The sequence below is a fragment of the Pedobacter sp. genome (genome assembly GCF_041645105.1).
GTDB lineage: Bacteria > Bacteroidota > Bacteroidia > Sphingobacteriales > Sphingobacteriaceae > Pedobacter.
In genome coordinates this window covers 143,885-162,763 of record NZ_JBAZQQ010000001.1, presented here as the reverse complement: position 1 = coordinate 162,763, position 18,879 = coordinate 143,885, and the positions used below count along the sequence as shown (strand labels likewise).

Annotated in this window: 16 protein-coding genes; 7 read left to right on the top strand and 9 right to left on the bottom strand. The window is 37.8% G+C overall.

Annotated features, from left to right (window positions below; all coding sequences use genetic code 11):
- Positions 1 to 5 precede the first annotated feature (5 nt).
- From rplA to WC623_RS00600, 6 genes are all read left to right on the top strand, one after another.
- Entirely contained in the window at positions 6 to 704 is a 699-nt protein-coding gene (rplA, locus tag WC623_RS00625) for a 50S ribosomal protein L1 (protein ID WP_084291015.1), read from the top strand.
- 2 nt (positions 705 to 706) lie between these two features.
- Positions 707 to 1,228: a 50S ribosomal protein L10 gene (rplJ, locus tag WC623_RS00620; protein ID WP_372847608.1), complete on the top strand. Its 522-nt coding sequence runs from the start codon at positions 707 to 709 to the stop codon at positions 1,226 to 1,228.
- A gap of 63 nt (positions 1,229 to 1,291) precedes the next feature.
- Positions 1,292 to 1,666 carry a 50S ribosomal protein L7/L12 gene (gene rplL / locus WC623_RS00615; protein WP_349784571.1) on the top strand — a complete coding sequence of 125 codons (375 nt, stop codon included), beginning with the start codon at positions 1,292 to 1,294 and terminating at the stop codon, positions 1,664 to 1,666.
- A 153-nt stretch (positions 1,667 to 1,819) separates the two neighbouring features.
- Complete coding sequence (gene rpoB / locus WC623_RS00610; protein ID WP_372847607.1) at positions 1,820 to 5,623, top strand: DNA-directed RNA polymerase subunit beta; 3,804 nt, start codon at positions 1,820 to 1,822, stop codon at positions 5,621 to 5,623.
- 73 nt (positions 5,624 to 5,696) lie between these two features.
- On the top strand, positions 5,697 to 9,983 hold the full coding sequence (rpoC, locus tag WC623_RS00605; RefSeq protein ID WP_372847606.1) for a DNA-directed RNA polymerase subunit beta': 4,287 nt from the start codon (positions 5,697 to 5,699) through the stop codon (positions 9,981 to 9,983).
- A gap of 88 nt (positions 9,984 to 10,071) precedes the next feature.
- On the top strand, positions 10,072 to 10,386 hold the full coding sequence (locus WC623_RS00600) for a DUF3467 domain-containing protein (protein ID WP_349784575.1): 315 nt from the start codon (positions 10,072 to 10,074) through the stop codon (positions 10,384 to 10,386).
- Here WC623_RS00600 and miaA read toward each other — a convergent pair.
- Genes miaA through WC623_RS00570 form a run of 6 tightly spaced genes read right to left on the bottom strand, consistent with a single transcriptional unit; the run spans position 10,383 to position 15,965 of the window.
- Complete coding sequence (miaA, locus tag WC623_RS00595) at positions 10,383 to 11,291, bottom strand: tRNA (adenosine(37)-N6)-dimethylallyltransferase MiaA (RefSeq protein WP_372847605.1); 909 nt, start codon at positions 11,289 to 11,291, stop codon at positions 10,383 to 10,385. The genes WC623_RS00600 and miaA overlap by 4 nt on opposite strands.
- Before the next feature lie 8 nt (positions 11,292 to 11,299).
- Positions 11,300 to 11,953: a hypothetical protein gene (locus tag WC623_RS00590; protein ID WP_372847604.1), complete on the bottom strand. Its 654-nt coding sequence runs from the start codon at positions 11,951 to 11,953 to the stop codon at positions 11,300 to 11,302.
- Between the two features lie 57 nt (positions 11,954 to 12,010).
- Positions 12,011 to 13,417: a CCA tRNA nucleotidyltransferase gene (locus WC623_RS00585; protein WP_372847603.1), complete on the bottom strand. Its 1,407-nt coding sequence runs from the start codon at positions 13,415 to 13,417 to the stop codon at positions 12,011 to 12,013.
- A gap of 26 nt (positions 13,418 to 13,443) precedes the next feature.
- On the bottom strand, positions 13,444 to 14,010 hold the full coding sequence (locus tag WC623_RS00580; RefSeq protein WP_372847602.1) for an L-threonylcarbamoyladenylate synthase: 567 nt from the start codon (positions 14,008 to 14,010) through the stop codon (positions 13,444 to 13,446).
- A 16-nt stretch (positions 14,011 to 14,026) separates the two neighbouring features.
- Positions 14,027 to 15,142, bottom strand: coding sequence for a glycosyltransferase family 4 protein (locus tag WC623_RS00575; RefSeq protein WP_372847601.1), 1,116 nt, complete (start codon positions 15,140 to 15,142; stop codon positions 14,027 to 14,029).
- A 4-nt stretch (positions 15,143 to 15,146) separates the two neighbouring features.
- Positions 15,147 to 15,965: a 2,3,4,5-tetrahydropyridine-2,6-dicarboxylate N-succinyltransferase gene (locus WC623_RS00570; protein ID WP_372847600.1), complete on the bottom strand. Its 819-nt coding sequence runs from the start codon at positions 15,963 to 15,965 to the stop codon at positions 15,147 to 15,149.
- A gap of 114 nt (positions 15,966 to 16,079) precedes the next feature.
- Here WC623_RS00570 and WC623_RS00565 point away from each other — a divergent pair, with 114 nt between their 5' ends.
- Entirely contained in the window at positions 16,080 to 16,481 is a 402-nt protein-coding gene (locus WC623_RS00565) for an RNA-binding S4 domain-containing protein (protein WP_372847599.1), read from the top strand.
- On the opposite strand, the gene WC623_RS00560 is transcribed toward WC623_RS00565, so the two are convergent.
- From WC623_RS00560 to WC623_RS00550, 3 genes are all read right to left on the bottom strand, one after another.
- Positions 16,478 to 17,209: an EcsC family protein gene (locus tag WC623_RS00560; RefSeq protein WP_372847598.1), complete on the bottom strand. Its 732-nt coding sequence runs from the start codon at positions 17,207 to 17,209 to the stop codon at positions 16,478 to 16,480. The two genes, WC623_RS00565 and WC623_RS00560, sit on opposite strands and share 4 nt — an antisense overlap.
- Before the next feature lie 89 nt (positions 17,210 to 17,298).
- The gene (locus WC623_RS00555; RefSeq protein ID WP_372847597.1) at positions 17,299 to 17,943 is read right to left on the bottom strand and encodes a porin family protein; all 645 of its coding nucleotides are present in this window, start codon (positions 17,941 to 17,943) and stop codon (positions 17,299 to 17,301) included.
- Positions 17,944 to 18,203: 260 nt separating this feature from the next.
- Positions 18,204 to 18,791 (bottom strand): OmpH family outer membrane protein, encoded by a 588-nt coding sequence (locus WC623_RS00550; RefSeq protein ID WP_372847596.1) that lies wholly within the window; start codon positions 18,789 to 18,791, stop codon positions 18,204 to 18,206.
- Positions 18,792 to 18,879: the final 88 nt, after the last annotated feature.

Below are 18,879 nucleotides of genomic sequence, written 5' to 3'. Positions count from 1 at the left end.
CAACAGTGGCTAAATTAACAAAAAATCAAAAAAAGGCACATGCTAAACTAGAATCTGGAAAAACGTATTCTTTAAAGGATGCGGCTGCTTTGGTAAAAGAGATTACTACAACTAAATTTGATGCATCGGTTGATATCGACGTATCTTTAGGCGTAGATCCACGTAAAGCCAATCAAATGGTACGTGGTATTGCTACTTTACCACACGGAACAGGTAAAACTGTACGTGTATTAGTTCTTTGTACTCCTGATAAGGAAGAAGAGGCTAAAGCGGCAGGTGCAGATTTTGTAGGTTTAGATGAATATGTAGCCAAGATTGAAGGTGGATGGACTGATGTTGACATTATTATCACTACTCCTGCTTGTATGGCAAAAGTAGGTAAACTGGGCCGAGTTTTAGGTCCACGTAACCTTATGCCAAACCCTAAGTCAGGTACTGTTACTAACGAAGTTGGTAAAGCAGTAACTGATGTAAAAGGCGGTAAGATTGATTTTAAAGTTGACAAAAGTGGTATCATTCACGCTTCGGTAGGAAAAGTATCATTCCCAGCAGAAAAAATATATGAAAATGCATTAGAAGTACTTCAGGTAATTTCTAAGCTAAAACCATCTGCTGCAAAAGGAACTTATTTTAAGAGCATTCATGTTTCTTCAACTATGAGTCCTGGAATTGCAATCGAAACTAAATCAGTAGCGGGGATCTAATTATGAACAGAGAAGAAAAACATGAAGTCGTTTCGGCTCTTCAAGTGAAGATGCAGGAATTCGGTAATTTTTATATCACCGATACATCAAGCTTAACTGTTGAGAAGATTAACGCTATTCGTCGCAAATGTTTCGAAAGCGGGATTGAAATGCAAGTAGCTAAAAATACTTTGATCAAAAAAGCGATCGAAGGATTAGATGGCGATGCATCAGAAATCTTTGTTGCGCTAAAAGGTCAGTCAGCATTATTATTCTCAACAGTAGGTAATGGTCCAGCTAAGCTGATCAAAGCCTTGAGAAAAGGATCTGACAAACCACAGCTTAAGGCTGCATATATCGATTCAACAGTATTTGTTGGTGATAACCAATTAGATACTTTAGTAAGCTTGAAATCAAGAGAAGAGCTTATTGGAGATATCATCGGATTATTACAATCACCAGCTAAAAACGTTATTTCGGCATTAAAGTCTGGCGGTAACAAAATTGCAGGAATTGTTAAAACTCTTCAGGAAAGAGAAGGTTAAGGGACACCTTAAAAGTTCATATTAAATAATTATTATTACGTAAATTTTTAAAAATCTATAAAAATGGCAGATTTAAAAGCGTTTGCTGAGCAATTGGTAAACTTAACAGTTAAAGAAGTTAACGAATTAGCTCAAATCTTAAAAGACGAGTACGGTATTGAACCAGCTGCTGCTGCAGTAGCTGTTGCAGCTGGTGGCGGTGACGCTGCTCCTGCGGCTGAAGAAAAATCTACTTTTGATGTTATATTGAAAGAAGCTGGTGGTCAGAAATTAGCAGTTGTTAAATTGGTAAAAGACTTAACTGGTTTAGGTTTGAAAGAAGCTAAAGACTTAGTTGATGGCGCGCCTAAAGAATTAAAAGCTGGTGTTGCTAAAGACGAAGCAGAAGCTTTGAAAAAACAATTAGAAGAAGCTGGAGCTGTAGTTGAAATTAAGTAAGAACTTAAATTCGATATAAATTAAACGTAGACTCCGACTTTATAGTCGGAGTCTATACCTGTTTATAAACATTTCATTTAGTTTGGTTGATGGAATAGTTGAGCGGCAAACCAAACAAATAGTTTATTCTTAAACTAAATTAACTTTAGTCCATTGGCAAATAAAGTCGACCAAAGAGTAAATTTTGCACGTAGTAAGCATATCATAGATTACCCAGATTTTCTAGATGTGCAGTTGCAATCATTCAGAGAATTTTTTCAGATTGAAACTACTTCAGATAACCGTCATACAGAGGGCTTATTTAAGGTGTTTGCTGAAAACTTTCCAATCACAGATTCCAGAAATATCTTTGTTCTAGAGTTCCTGGATTATTTTATTGACCCACCACGTTATGATATACCTGAGTGTATTGACCGTGGGTTAACTTATAGTGTTCCATTGAAAGCTAAATTAAAGCTTTCGTGTAATGATGCTGAACACGAAGATTTTGAAACCATCATTCAAGATGTATATTTAGGAACCATACCTTATATGACTCCTAAAGGTACCTTTGTGATTAACGGTGCAGAGCGCGTAATTGTTTCGCAATTACATAGATCTCCGGGAGTGTTCTTCGGTCAAAGCCGTCACACTAACGGAACTAAGTTATATTCTGCTCGTGTTATTCCTTTCAAAGGTTCATGGATCGAGTTTGCTACTGACGTAAATAACGTGATGTATGCATATATCGACCGTAAGAAGAAGTTCCCTGTTACCACGTTGTTACGTGCTATTGGTTACGATTCTGATAAAGACATCCTTGAGTTGTTTGATCTTGCCGATGAGGTGAAGGTTAGCAAATCTGGTCTGAAGAAATACATCGGCCGTAAACTTGCTGCAAGAGTATTGCGTAAGTGGGTAGAGGATTTTGTGGATGAGGATACTGGTGAGGTAGTTTCTATCGATCGTAATGAGGTAATCCTTGACAGGGATACTGTTTTAGAAGATGACCATATTGATATGATCATTGACGCTGGCGTTAAAACGATTATCTTATCTAAAGATGATGGTGCTAGCCAAGCTGATTATACCATTATATATAATACTTTACAAAAGGATACTTCTAACTCTGAAAAAGAGGCTGTTGAAAACATCTATCGTGCTTTGCGTAACGCAGAACCACCTGATGAGGAAACTGCAAGAGGTATTATCGAGCGTTTGTTCTTCTCGGATAAACGTTATGACTTAGGTGATGTGGGTAGATACCGTATCAACCGTAAGTTGAAAATGGATACTCCTGATCATGTAAAGGTTTTAACAAAAGCAGATATTATTGCTATTGTTAAATATTTGATTAAACTAATCAACTCTAAAGAAGAGGTGGATGATATTGATCACTTGTCGAATCGTCGTGTTCGTACTGTAGGTGAGCAATTATACGCTCAATTTGGTGTTGGTTTAGCACGTATGGCCCGTACCATCCGTGAGCGTATGAACATTCGTGATAACGAGGTATTTACACCAACAGATTTGATTAATGCCCGTACTTTATCGTCGGTTATTAATTCATTCTTTGGTACTAACCAGTTATCGCAGTTCATGGACCAAACGAATCCTCTGGCAGAGATTACGCACAAGCGTCGTCTGTCAGCCTTAGGCCCAGGTGGTTTATCACGTGAGCGTGCAGGTTTCGAGGTTCGTGACGTTCACTATACGCACTACGGTCGTTTGTGTACTATTGAAACTCCGGAGGGACCAAACATTGGTTTGATTTCATCTCTGTGTGTTCATGCGAAGATCAATAACTTAGGGTTCATTGAAACTCCATACAAAAAGGTTGAGAATGGTATCGTTGTTGTTGATGAACCGGTTATCTATTTATCTGCTGAAGATGAAGACGGTAAAACGATTGCACAGGCAAACGCTGCTTATGATGATAAAGGTAACTTCACCACTTCACGTGTAAAAGCACGTTATGAGGGGGACTTCCCGGTTATTGAGCCTGAGAAATTAGACTTAATGGACGTGGCACCTAATCAGATTACATCGATCGCTGCATCGTTGATCCCTTTCCTTGAGCATGATGATGCGAACAGGGCTTTGATGGGATCGAACATGCAACGTCAGGCCGTACCATTGTTACGTCCTGAAGCTCCGATTGTTGGTACAGGTTTGGAAGGTCGCGTAGCCCGCGATTCAAGAACACTGATCAATGCTGAAGGTGATGGTGTTGTTGAGTATGTTGATGCTAATGAAATCACTATTAAATATGTTAGAAACGACAGCGATCGTTTAGTTTCTTTCGAAGGTGATAGCAAAACTTATAAACTGATCAAATTCAAGAAAACTAACCAGAATACTTGTATCAACTTGAAACCAATCGTTCAGAAAGGTCAGAAAGTTGTTAAAGGTCAAGTACTTTGTGAAGGTTACGCTACTGAAAATGGTGAGTTGGCATTAGGAAGAAACTTAAAGGTTGCTTTCATGCCTTGGCAAGGGTATAACTTTGAGGATGCGATCGTAATTAGCGAGCGTATTGTTCGTGAAGATATCTTTACTTCATTACACATTGAAGAGTTTGAATTAGAAGTACGTGATACAAAACGTGGGGAAGAGGAGTTAACACCAGATATCCCTAACGTTTCTGAGGAAGCTACTAAAGATTTAGATGAGCATGGTATTATCCGTGTTGGTGCTGAGGTGAAAGAAGGTGACATCCTTATTGGTAAGATCACTCCTAAAGGAGAGTCTGATCCTTCACCAGAAGAGAAGTTATTACGTGCAATATTTGGTGATAAAGCAGGAGATGTGAAAGATGCATCTTTAAAAACTCCTCCATCGATTAAAGGAGTTGTAATTGATACCAAATTATTCTCAAGAGCTAAGAAAACTACTAAAGCTGAAGAAAAATCAGCGATAGAGAAATTAGACAAGCGTTATGAGATTGCTACTACGAATCTGAAAAATGAACTTGTTGACAAGTTGTTCCAGATTGTAAATGGCAAAACATCTCAAGGTGTATTCAACGTTTATAAAGAATTGTTGTTCCCTAAAGGTGCTAAATTTACTCAGAAGAGCTTAACTGATCTTGAATATGCTCACATCAATCCATACAAATGGACTACTGATGATGATAAAAATGATCAGATTAAAATGTTGTTGCATAACTATGGTATTCGTGTAAACGAAGAACTTGGTGCTTACAAACGTGATAAGTTTGCCATCAGTGTTGGTGATGAACTTCCATCAGGTATTGTACAGATGGCTAAAGTTTATGTAGCTAAAAAACGTAAGTTAAAAGTAGGGGATAAGATGGCTGGACGTCACGGTAATAAGGGTATTGTTGCTCGTATTGTTCGCGATGAAGATATGCCATTCCTTGAAGATGGAACTCCTGTTGATATTGTGTTGAACCCACTGGGTGTACCTTCACGTATGAACTTGGGCCAGATCTATGAAACTGTATTGGCATGGGCCGGTAAAGAATTGGGTGTTAAATTTGCAACTCCGATTTTTGATGGTGCTAAACATGACGAGGTAGAAGACTGGATCGCTAAAGCTGGTGTTCCTGCTTCAGGTAGAACCTATTTACATAATGGTTTAACGGGTGAGAAATTTGACCAGCCAACAACTGTAGGTATTATCTACATGTTGAAATTAGGGCACATGGTTGATGATAAGATGCACGCCCGTTCGATCGGACCATACTCATTGATTACACAACAACCATTGGGTGGTAAAGCCCAGTTCGGTGGTCAGCGTTTTGGTGAGATGGAGGTTTGGGCATTGGAAGCATTTGGTGCTGCCAATATTCTACAAGAGATATTAACTGTGAAATCAGATGATGTTATCGGTAGGGCCAAAACTTATGAGGCGATTGTAAAAGGCGAGAACCTTCCTACTCCTGGTGTACCAGAATCGTTTAACGTGTTGGTGCATGAGTTACGTGGATTAGGTTTAGATATTACGTTAGACTAATGTTGAAAGTTATTTTGTTGGGGTGCTTAGCATCCCAACTTTTTAAATTTTTCAACTTTCAAACAAAAGAGCTATGTCTTACAAAAAGGATAATAAATTAAAAAGCAATTTCACCTCGATTACCATTAGCTTGGCATCGCCGGAGGCTATTTTAGAGCGCTCAAGTGGTGAGGTGTTAAAACCTGAGACTATCAATTATCGTACTTACAAACCTGAACGTGATGGTTTGTTTTGCGAGCGTATTTTTGGTCCGGTAAAAGATTACGAATGTCATTGCGGTAAATATAAACGTATCCGTTATAAAGGTATTGTTTGTGACCGTTGTGGTGTTGAAGTAACAGAAAAGAAAGTACGTAGAGAGCGTATGGGACACATCAATTTGGTGGTTCCTGTTGCGCATATCTGGTATTTCCGTTCTTTACCAAATAAAATTGGATACTTATTAGGCTTACCAACAAAAAGACTTGATCTGATCATTTACTACGAGCGTTATGTAGTAATTCAGCCAGGTTTTATGGCAGAAGAAGGTATTCAGTATATGGATTTCTTAACTGAAGAGGAATATTTAGATATTCTTGATAAGTTACCTAAAGAAAACCAATACCTGGATGATAAAGATCCTAATAAATTCATCGCCAAAATGGGTGCTGAAGCATTAGAAGATTTATTAAAACGTATTGACTTAGATACATTATCATATAACCTGCGTCACCAGGCTGCAAACGAAACTTCTCAGCAACGTAAAAACGAAGCTTTGAAACGTTTACAGGTGGTTGAAGCTTTCCGTGGATCAAGATCTCGTATTGAGAATAACCCTGAGTGGATGATCATTAAGATTGTTCCTGTTATTCCACCAGAATTACGTCCTTTAGTTCCATTGGAAGGTGGTCGTTTTGCGACTTCAGATTTGAACGATTTATATCGTCGTGTGATTATCCGTAACAACCGTTTGAAGCGTTTGATCGAGATCAAAGCTCCAGAGGTAATTTTACGTAACGAAAAACGTATGTTACAGGAAGCTGTAGATTCGTTATTTGATAACTCACGTAAAGTAAATGCGGTAAAAACTGAAGGTAACCGTGCTTTGAAATCTCTTTCAGATATCCTGAAAGGTAAACAAGGTCGTTTCCGTCAGAACTTATTAGGTAAACGTGTGGATTATTCGGCACGTTCGGTAATTGTTGTAGGTCCTAACCTTAAATTACACGAATGCGGTTTACCTAAAGATATGGCTGCTGAGCTATTCAAACCATTTATCATCCGCAAGATGATAGAAAGAGGTATCGTTAAAACAGTAAAATCTGCAAAGAAAATTGTAGACAGAAAAGATCCATTAGTTTGGGATATTCTTGAGAATGTTTTAAAGGGACACCCTGTATTACTAAACCGTGCGCCTACGTTGCACAGATTAGGTATACAGTCGTTCCAGCCTAAATTGGTTGAAGGTAAAGCGATCCAGTTACACCCATTAGTGTGTACGGCTTTTAACGCGGATTTTGACGGTGACCAGATGGCAGTACACTTACCATTAGGGCACGCCGCAATCCTTGAAGCGCAAGTATTAATGCTTGCAGCACACAACATTCTGAACCCTGCAAATGGTACCCCAATTACAGTACCTTCTCAGGATATGGTTTTGGGTCTTTATTATATTACTAAAGGCCGTAGAACTGATGAAACACGTGTAGTTAAAGGTCAGGATTTTTCTTTCTATTCTCCAGAAGAGGTAATCATTGCTTACAATGAGAAGATGATCGATCTTCATGCATTTATCAAAGTAAAAGTAAATGTTAAATTAGAAGACGGTACAATCGCTAATAAATTGATTGAAACTACTGTAGGTCGCGTATTGTTTAACCAAATGGTACCGGAAGAAGTAGGTTATATCAACGAATTGTTGACTAAAAAATCTTTAAGAGATATTATTGGTGAGGTTGTTAAAATCACAGGTATGGCTCGTGCATCAAGGTTCCTTGATGACATTAAGGAATTAGGTTTCCAAATGGCATTCCGTGGTGGTTTATCATTTAACTTGCAGGATGTAAACATCCCTGTTGAGAAGCAAGCGCTATTAGAGCAAGCTTCTAACGAAGTTGATGAGGTAAGAAACAACTATAACATGGGTTTCATTACCAACAATGAACGTTACAACCAAATTATCGATATCTGGACTCGTATCAATAACAGATTAACATCATTCGTGATGAATCAGTTGTCGAGCGATAACCAAGGTTTCAACTCTGTATATATGATGTTGGACTCTGGAGCCCGTGGTTCGAAAGAGCAGATTCGTCAGCTATGCGGTATGCGTGGTTTGATGGCTAAGCCTCAGAAATCTGGTTCAGGTGGTGAGATTATTGAAAACCCGATCTTATCAAACTTTAAAGAAGGTCTGTCGGTATTAGAGTACTTTATCTCTACCCACGGTGCTCGTAAAGGTTTGGCGGATACGGCGTTAAAAACTGCCGATGCTGGTTACCTGACACGTCGTTTACATGATGTGGCCCAGGATATGATCGTTAATTCTGAGGATTGCGGTACATTAAGAGGTATGTATACTACAGCATTGAAAGATAATGAAGACATTGTTGAACCGTTATATGACAGATTATTAGGTCGTATCTCTCTACATGATGTATTCAATCCTTTAAATGGAGAATTATTAGTTGGTGCCGGACAGGATATCACTGAAGAAATTGCTAAGACAATTGAAGAATCTCCGCTTGAGGGTATTGAAATTCGTTCGGTGTTAACCTGCGAAAATCAAAGAGGTGTTTGTGCATTGTGTTATGGTCGTAACCTTGCAACTGGTAAACGTGTTCAAAAAGGAGAGGCTGTTGGTGTAATTGCTGCACAGTCAATCGGTGAGCCGGGTACACAGTTAACACTACGTACGTTCCACGTTGGGGGTACTGCATCGAACATCGCTGCAGAATCTCAGATCATTGCTAAGTTTGATGGTCAGATCGAATTTGAGAACGTTCGTACTGTAGCAACTAAAACTGAAGATGGTGATACTCAGATTGTATTAGGTCGTTCAGGTGAATTCAAGATTGTTGAGCCAGGTACTGGTAAAGTAATCATGACAAACAATATTCCTTATGGTTCATTCTTATATGTTGAGGATGGCACTAAGATCACTAAAGGTGATAGAATTTGTTCATGGGATCCGTACAACGCGGTTATCATCTCGGAATTTGCCGGTAAGATTGAGTTTGATGCAATTATCGAAGGTGTAACCTTCCGTGAAGAGTCGGATGAGCAAACTGGTCACCGTGAGAAAGTAATTATTGATACACGTGATAAAACTAAAAACCCTTCAGTAAGAATCGTTGACAAAAAAGGTGAATTGATCAGAGGATATAACATCCCGGTTGGTGCCCACATTGCAATTGATGAAGGTGATATGGTTCAAACAGGACAGATCCTTGTTAAGATACCTCGTGCAACTGGAAAAACAAGGGATATTACGGGTGGTTTACCACGTGTAACTGAACTTTTCGAAGCACGTAATCCATCTAACCCTGCTGTAGTAACAGAGATTGATGGTGTGGTAACTTTAGGAGGTGTGAAACGTGGTAACCGTGAGATGACTATCGAATCGAAAGATGGTGAGGTTAAAAAATATCTGGTTCCATTGTCTAAACACATCCTTGTACAGGATAATGACTTTGTAAAAGCAGGTATGCCTTTATCAGATGGTTCAATCTCTCCTGCAGACATCCTGGCTATTAAAGGCCCTGCGGCTGTACAAGAGTACTTAGTGAATGGTATCCAAGAGGTTTACCGTTTACAAGGTGTGAAAATCAATGATAAGCATTTTGAGGTAATTGTACACCAAATGATGCAGAAGGTTCATATTGAAGATCCGGGAGATACAACTTTCTTAGAGAACAACTCTGCGGATCGTTGGGACTTCATGATCGAGAATGACGAGATCTACGACAAAAAAGTTGTTGTTGAAGCTGGTGATTCTGAGACTGTGAAACCTGGTCAGATCATTTCATTACGTAAATTAAGAGATGAGAATTCTCAATTGAAACGTAAAGATTTGAAACAGATTGAAGTTCGTGATGCAAGACCTGCAACGGCAAGTTCTATGTTGCAAGGTATTACACGTGCTTCATTAGGTACGAAATCGTTCATCTCGGCGGCATCGTTCCAGGAAACTACAAAAGTGTTAAACGAAGCAGCAATTGCTGGTAAACGTGATAGCATGCTTGGATTGAAAGAAAACGTAATTGTTGGACACTTAATCCCTTCAGGTACTGGTGTACGTGGATATGAGCGTATCATTGTAGGTTCTCAAGAAGAATACGATAAATTATTAGCTTCGAAACAAGAAGAAGTAGATGCTTAATATTTAGATATCTTTTAAAGATCCCCCTTCTTTTTAGTTGGGGGATTTTTTTTGCCATCCACACTAAAATTTTCTCTAAGTTTGTTTTATGGAAGAACAAAACAACGATAACCAATTAAACATTGAGCTTTCTGAAGAAATCGCAGAAGGGGTATTTTCAAATCTTGCCATTATAACGCATTCAAATACTGAGTTTGTACTTGATTTTATCAGGGTTATGCCTGGCGTACCTAAAGCAAGAGTGAAATCCAGAATAATATTAACACCAGAGCATGCCAAAAGGTTGGTAGCAGCGATGTTGGATAATGTAGAGAAATATGAAGCAGCAAACGGGCGTATTAAAACGCAGGAAGAGCCTCCAGGTTTTCCAATGAATTTTGGTGGGCCAACAGCTCAGGCTTAATCTATTTTTTTACTGATGTAATTGATGACAGTATCATCTTGTCCCGGTTCAAACCAGGCGGTGCTGTCATCTCTTCTAAACCAGGTTAACTGGCGCTTGGCAAATCTTCGGGTGTTTTGCTTAATCTGATCTACAGCTTCTTTTAAACTGATATCTCCATCTAAATGAGTAAATAACTCCGAGTATCCTACGGTGTTTAGTGCGTTATTTTTTCTAAAAGGCAGTAATCCTTTAACTTCATTAAGTAAGCCCGCTTCCATCATTTTATCTACCCGCATATTTATGCGGTTATAAAGTGATGCACGATCCATATTTAATCCTATTTTAAGGATATTAAAAGATCTGACTTTTTTGTTATTAGTTAGGTGTGCTGATAATTTTGTGCCAGTTGATAAATAGAACTCCAATCCCCTTATCATGCGTTGAGGGTTCGCCTGATCAACTTTCTGATAATATTCAGGATCAAATTCACTCAACTGTTTTTTAATAGATTCCAAGCCCTCGCCAGCAAGTTGTTGATTGAGCTTTTCCCTGATATTTAAATCAGTTTCAGGCAGATCATCCAGTCCTTTACATACCGCATCAATATAAAGTCCGGAGCCACCTACCATCACAAGTGTATCGTGTTTTTTAAACAATTGTTCAATCAGCTCGATGGCTTGTACTTCAAAATCACCCGTACTAAACAGGGTTTCAATACTGTGAGAGTTGATAAAGTGATGAGGAGCAGCAGCAAGTTCTTCTGCCGAAGGCTTAGCTGTGCCAATTTCCATTTCTTTAAAAAACTGTCTTGAATCTGCTGAAATGATTTCTGTATGGTATTGCCTGGCTATAGAGATAGCCAAGGCAGTTTTTCCTATTCCTGTAGGGCCGACAACGACAATCAGGGTTTTATTTAATGCCATGATAGGCACTAATAATCATCTTCTTTATATTCCTCATCTCCGAAGTTATCATCGTCAGAGAATTCATCATCCTCATCAGCAGTCTCTTCTTCCTCAGCGTCGTCAGACTTTTCTTCAGCATTGATACCTCTTCCACCCATTGCTTCAAGTTCTTCAGTATCTTCAGGAACAAAGTCCATCTCATTTAAAAAGTCAAAATCTGTTGATACAGGATTTGAAGATACAGCCACAGCATCAAGATTGTTTTTTTCGATGATTTTTGGGGCTTCTCCAGAACTCTTTACTAAGAAAGGGTATTCGATATTAGGATCAGTATTCAGAATAATTTTAATCAGTTCTACGTGAAAGTCAAATGGACGATCGAAGTTATAGATATAATAAAATTTTTGATGAGGGTCATCAATAAATTTATTCAGTCTGGCATTCTCCATAAGCGCAACACCTCTGTCTATTTTACGCTGATTAGGCAAGTATGCAATTTCATCACCCTTTATCCAATTATCGGTACTTACAAAAAAGGACGATGATTTTTCCGTTGAATATCCGGTTGAACGATGAATTGCTTTATGTAAATCTTCAAATGTCTGGGTCGATTTGATATCTATTTCCCTAACTACTTCATCGAAATCTTCGAAAGTTATTCTAAATCTATAAATTGCCATTTTAGCCTCTTTTCTAGGTATAAAATTAAAAAATAAAATATACTTTATATAATTGTATTAACGCTTTATGGGTTGAAGTCCGAACTCCTTAGCCTTTTCGAGCATAAACTTTAATGCGTTATCGTATGTGTTTGTTATTTCACCTTCCAGAATTGCTTCTCTGATTGCATTCTTAATCAGTCCAACTTCTTTCCCTGCAGTTAACCCAAATGTTTCCATAATGTCATTGCCAGAAATTGGAGGTTGCCAGTTTCTGATCTTGTCCCGTTCTTCTACATCTTTGAGTTTTTGTTTAACCAGCTCAAAGTTATTACGGTACTTCTTTACTTTGTACTCATTTTTTGTAGTTACATCAGCATTACAAAGTAGCATCAGACTCTCAATATCTTCACCTGCATCAAATAAAAGCCTGCGAACTGCCGAGTCTGTAACCACCTCTTGTGCAAGTACAATAGGGCGTAGGTGTAATTGTACCATTTTCTGCACAAACTTCATTTTTTCATTTAATGGAAGTTTGAGTTGTGCGAATATTTTAGGAACCATTCTAGCCCCCTTATCCTCATGACCATGAAAGGTCCAGCCATGCCCCTCTTCAAATCTTTTTGTTGCAGGCTTGGCTATATCATGCAGTATTGCTGCCCAGCGAAGCCAAAGGTCTGAAGTAGATTTACAAATGTTATCGAGCACCTGTAAGGTATGATAGAAATTATCCTTATGTCCTTTTCCATTGATGATATCAACTCCGTAAAGTTGTGCCATTTGAGGAAATATAAGATGCAATAATCCAGTATCAAATAAGTATTTAAAGCCGACAGATGGTACCTCTGATAGGATAATTTTATTCAGTTCATCAGTTATACGTTCTTTAGAAACTATGCTGATCCTTTCTTTTTGCTTTTTGATAGCATTTAAAGCCTGTTCATCAATTGTGAAATTAAGTTGACTTGCAAAACGAATTGCACGCATCATCCTTAAAGGATCATCAGAAAAAGTCAGTTCAGGATCTAAAGGTGTTTTGATCAATTTATTGTTAAGATCTGCGATCCCATTAAAAGGATCGATCAGCTGTCCATAATTCTCTTTATTAAGCGATATAGCCAGCGCGTTGATGGTAAAATCTCTCCTGAGCTGATCATCTTCAATTGTTCCGTTTTCGACAATCGGTTTTCTCGAATCAGAACGGTAAGATTCTTTTCTTGCACCTACAAATTCTATTTCAAGATCCTGAAATTTCAGCATTGCTGTGCCGAAATTTTTAAATACAGCGACTTTACTTCTCAGGTGTTTGCCAGCGAGTTCTGCAAAATGAATTCCGTTTCCAAGAACAACAATATCAATGTCTTTCGACGGTCTATTAAGGAAAATATCCCTAACATAACCACCAATTATATACGCTTCGATATGATGCGTATTCGCAATATCTGCAAGGGCTTTAAAGACAGGGTGTTGTAAATGTTGTTCCATTGATGAGATTGCAAAAGTAGTAAAACTTACCTTCTAATAAAGGAAAATTGACCTCCGGGTGCTAATTTCATTATAGTTGACGGCTTTTTATTGGTTCTGAGTTCTTGTTCCCAGTCTACCACATGATCCACAGCATCTTTTATTTCATCACTGATTTCATCAAAAAACATTGGGGTGGGTACACCTGATACATTCGCAGAGGTGGAGGTAATAGGTTTGCGGAACCTTTGGATTAGCTGCTGACAGAAGTCGTGTTTAGCTATTCTTATTCCTACGCTTCCATCTGCATTTATGACATTTTTTGCTAAATTTTTTGCTCCTGGAAAAACCAATGTAAGTGGGTTTTCTGCATACTCAATCAGGTCGTAAGCAACATCGGGTACTTCATTTACATAACTTTGCAATTTAGCATCTGTATCCAATAGAATGATAAAGCTTTTATCAGCTGTGCGCCCTTTTATTTCATTTATTTTAGCAACAGCCTCTTCATTTGTAGCATCGCAGCCTAAACCCCATACGGTATCGGTAGGGTAGAGTATAACACCACCATTCTTTAAAACAGCAAGTGCTTTTTCAATTTCTGTTTTTAGCATGAGGTAAAATTACAGTTTATCCAAGAGTTTTAAGGTATAACTGCATCATTTGACTACTGATATTCTCGTTATTAAATTTTTGAACATAACTCAGGCCTTTTCCTATCATCTCTTCTTTCAGCGATGGATTTGTTAAGATCTCGTTAATGGCTTTTGATAGTGCGGTATGATCATCAGGATGCACATATAGACTATCTGGTCCGCCAGCTTCTTCAAGACAAGAGCCGGTAGCCGCAACAACGGGAACTTTGCTATATAAAGCTTCAATGATGGGGATACCAAAACCTTCAAAAACGGAAGGGTATGCAAATACCGATGCCATTTGATAAATGACGGGCAGATCAGTGAAAGGAATATGCTGAAGAAATACAATGCGATTTTGTAGGTTGAGTCTATGGATCTCATTTTCAACCAGTTTAAAATAGCTCGTTTTTTTTCCAATAACAATTAGCTTAATTTCCTCATCAATAGTTTTTAATGCCCTAACCAGTGCAATCAGGTTTTTTCTGGTTTCTATGGTACCAACATTGAGAATATATTTAGCTGGTAAATTATATTTCTTCTTTATCTGTTCTTTAACTTCCTCTGTTGCTGCTGATTTGAAACTATCATCACAGCTTTGGTAGATGACTTCAATTTTTTCAGGGTCAGTTTTATAAAACTCGATGATATCCCTTTTAGTCTGTTCGCTAATGGCAATGATGCGGTCTGCATTTTTACAAGCAGTTTTCGTTTTTATTTTATAGATAAAACGATCAATTGCACTAAAATTTTGCGGATACCTGATAAAGATGAGGTCGTGGATGGTGACTATAGACGGTATACCTGTATTGCGAATACCTATTGGAAGTTCATGGCTTAAGCCGTGAAACAAATCTATTTTGTCATTTATGAGTTGTTTTTTTATTCCCAGTGCCCGCCATAAAATGCCTTTTGTATCAGGTAATTTCAGGTGGATAGATTTGATATCAGTAAAAAAACTGATTTGAGGATTGTCTTTTACCTTGGGGGTATAAACGAAATATTGGTTTTGAGGGAAATATTTTGCCATGTGGGCAATAAGCGATCGACTATAGTTTCCTAAGCCGGTAAGGTTATTCGCTGCTCTTTTTCCATCAAAACCAATCTTCATTATATTATACTGATACATTGTTTTCTCTCAATGCATCATTAAGAGAAGTCTTTTTATCTGTTGATTCTTTACGTTTTCCTATAATTAAAGCACAAGGAACGCTGTATTCGCCTGCAGGGAATTTTTTAGCATAGCTACCTGGAATTACCACAGAGCGGGCAGGAACAATACCTTTATATTCTACAGGAGAAGGACCTGTTACATCAATAATTTTTGTAGAGGCTGTTAATACTACATTGGCACCTAGAACTGCTTCTTTTTCTACACGTACACCTTCAACAACAATTGCTCTTGAACCAAGGAAACAGTTATCTTCGATAATTACCGGAGCAGCTTGAATAGGCTCTAATACCCCTCCAATACCAACACCACCACTTAAATGTACATGTTTTCCGATTTGTGCACATGATCCCACAGTAGCCCATGTATCAACCATTGTACCTTCGTCAACATAAGCCCCAATATTTACATAAGAAGGCATCATGATTACACCCTTAGCTAAATATGCTCCGTAACGTGCACTTGCACCAGGAATAACTCTTACGCCAATTTCCTTATAATTGGTTTTTAATTTCATCTTGTCATGGAAAACAAAAGGGCCAACTTCTATTTCCTTCATTTGTCTGATCGGGAAATAAAGTATAACTGCTTTTTTAATCCATTCATTGATACCCCAGGAATTAAGTACAGGCTCTGCAACGCGTAACTCACCTTTATCTAGCTGCATGATTACAGTTTCAATTGCCTCGCAATGTTCACTATACTCTAGTAAGGTTCTGTCTTCCCAAGCGGCTTCTACTAACTTTTTTAATTCTGCTATCATGATTGATTGTATTTTTTGACAAAATAAATGAATTTTATGTATTGATCTATGTTTTCTGTGTATTTTCCTCAGGAAATTTAATAAAATTGTTATTATCACTATTTTTGGGGTGTTATGAGTGAACAGGAAAAATTAAGGATTGATAAATATTTGTGGGCAATCAGGTTGTTTAAAACCAGAAGTTTAGCAACAGAGGCTTGTAAAGCGGGGCGTGTTAAGTTTAATGGTCAGAATCTTAAACCATCAGCTATAGTAAAACCGGGTGATGTTTATCAGGTATCAAAGGGGATAGAGAAGAAAGTGATTGAGGTGGTCGAATTACTTTATAACAGAGTAGAATCGAAGATTGCGGTAACCAAGTATAAAGATATTACTCCCGAAGAGGAGACTTATGCTTTTAAATCAGTTTTTCATGCACCTACTTTAAAAAGAGACAGGGGAACAGGAAGGCCAACGAAGAAGGACAGAAGAGAAACAGATGATTTAATTGGTGGTTTGTTTGAGGAAGAGGATTAGTTCAACCTGGTCTGGTCTAATAAACGTAATCTATAAGCCTGCATTGCAGTTTTACCTAGTTTCTTTATCAATTGATAATTGGCGACAGCACCAACAGCGGCGCCGACTACAGGTAATAATTGAGCCAGTTTAGCAAGATCTATGTAATCGCGGTATTCTTGCTGGAAGGTTAGCCAGTCAAATTCTTCAGGTTTTTCAGGTAATGTTTTTAATTGATATTCCCAGTTTTGAATGTGCTGGAATACTTTTGTAGTTCCTTGTTTACTTGAAAAAGCAAGTTGAAATATGTAAAGAATATACAATCTTTCACGATAGTCTTTTACATTATAACCATATAATGAAGCAACTTCAAAGAGGAGTTTCATTTTAATTCCAATTAAGATTGGAAAATCAGCCATACTCATTAAGAACCCTCCGGCTCCCGTTATGCCACCTTCTGCCGCTCCGGTTTTGCAGTAACTATCTATCTTTTGTGAAATCAATGCTTCTCTTTGAACCAGGCTCATATCTGGGTAAGGCGTAGCAGTAGTCGTATAAGTAGAGCCATACAAAACAGTTTTTACCATTCCCTTCATTGCTGTAGTGATAGCTTGATGAACTTTTTGAGGAATATAGCTATTGATTTTTTTCTGAACGTTGTTCGTTACCTTATTCAGAAAAGAGGGTTTTTGCATCATTTCTCTTTTCCAGAATTCAAGTTCAATTCTTACTTTTTCTTCATATTTCATGGCTAAACAAAATTACAGATTATCGTAACATAAAAAGAGCCTGATCAATGATGATACAGGCTCTCAAAATTATTATGTAATGTGTTTATTTAAAATGTATAACCTAATGATAATGCAAATCCTTTGTTTTTGATTTTATCCTGATTCACATCATCCTTTAATGCATTTTGGAAGTCCATCATATACCTGGCGTTCAGGTTGATGTTTGGAGTAATGTCATAACCCAAACCTATTGCAGCGCCGGCTAATGACTTACTGAAATTTTCTGTATCCGTTGATTCTGTTTGAGGATCGTTATTTACCAAACCTGTTGATTTTTGAGAAAGCAAGAACGATACCTGAGGACCGGCAAATACAGTTAATTCAGGAGTTGCTTTATAGCCAATTAGTAATGGGATATCTAAATAGTTGACTTTAGTGTCAAATTCTCCGGTAGTTCCAAGAACTGTTTCCTTTATTTTAGCCCCTTTTTGGATATACATAATCTCTGGAAGGAAGGCAAAGCCTCCACCCATAGGTAGATCTCCATACAGCCCAACCTGAAAACCAACTTTTGAATCTGTTGAGTAATTTTGATCAGCTACCTGAAGTTTTCCCATGTTCATCAAGTTTGCACCAGCTCTGATACCGATTCTCATTTGATCATTTGCAGCTGATTGTGATGTTTGTGCGCTCGCCTTAAAAGCCAAACTGCTAACAGTTAACCCAAGACCTATAATGAATAATTTTTTCATAATTTTCTGTTTAAAATTCAATGGGTGTATTGTAATAACCATGCCAAAACTTTGAAAAATATAGAATAGAGGTAGTAGGTGTTGTGTGTTAATTGATTTGTTTTCTGATAGTTAAGTTTGTTTGTTGGAGGTTAGTGAAACTTAAGTGAAGACTGTCTAAAGGTTGTCCCAGATTTGAGACACTTAATAAGATTAATGTGAATCTCAAAAAAAAAGCCCGACCATTTAATGATCGGGCTCCTTGAAATTTTAATATTTAATTACTTTTTGTAAGCTTCGTTTAATCCGATAATTACTTCACTTGTAACATCTAAACTTTCGTCAGCAAATAGTATTGTACCGTTTCCTTTAGAATAACCCAATACCATTTTGTAGCCTTTCTTTTTTGCGTACTCTTTTAGGTAGTCAGCAACTTTATCATAAAGCTTTTCATTTTCTGCAGCTTGCTCATTTTGGATGGCTGCACCAGCATTTTGAGTGTACGTCTGTAATTCCTGTTGCTTACGTGCTAATCTTTCTTCTGTTGATGCTCTTTGGTCTGCAGGTAAAGTGTTCGCTTGTTGCTGATATTGTGCAACTTCACGTTGAAAAGCCTGTTGCTTAGAAGCCAGGTCAGTCTGAGCAGTTTTAGATTTAGCTTCAAGCTTTGTTTTAAGGTCTGTAAAGTAGTGGTATTTTGTTAACAAAGAATCCGAGTTTACATAAACGATTTTTTCGCTGTTAGCTACTGCTGTAGAATCTGTTTTTTTAACTGTAGCACCCTTGTCGTCCTTATTCTGGCACGAAGCCATAACTGAAACTATGGCTACTGCTGTAGCGATACCGCTTAATTTTAATGTTGCTTTCATTTAAGTATAATTATCTTTTTTTGTCAAATGTAGCGTTCGTTATCTCTTTTTACGCCCTTTTGCGCTCATTTGAATACCGTACGGCTTA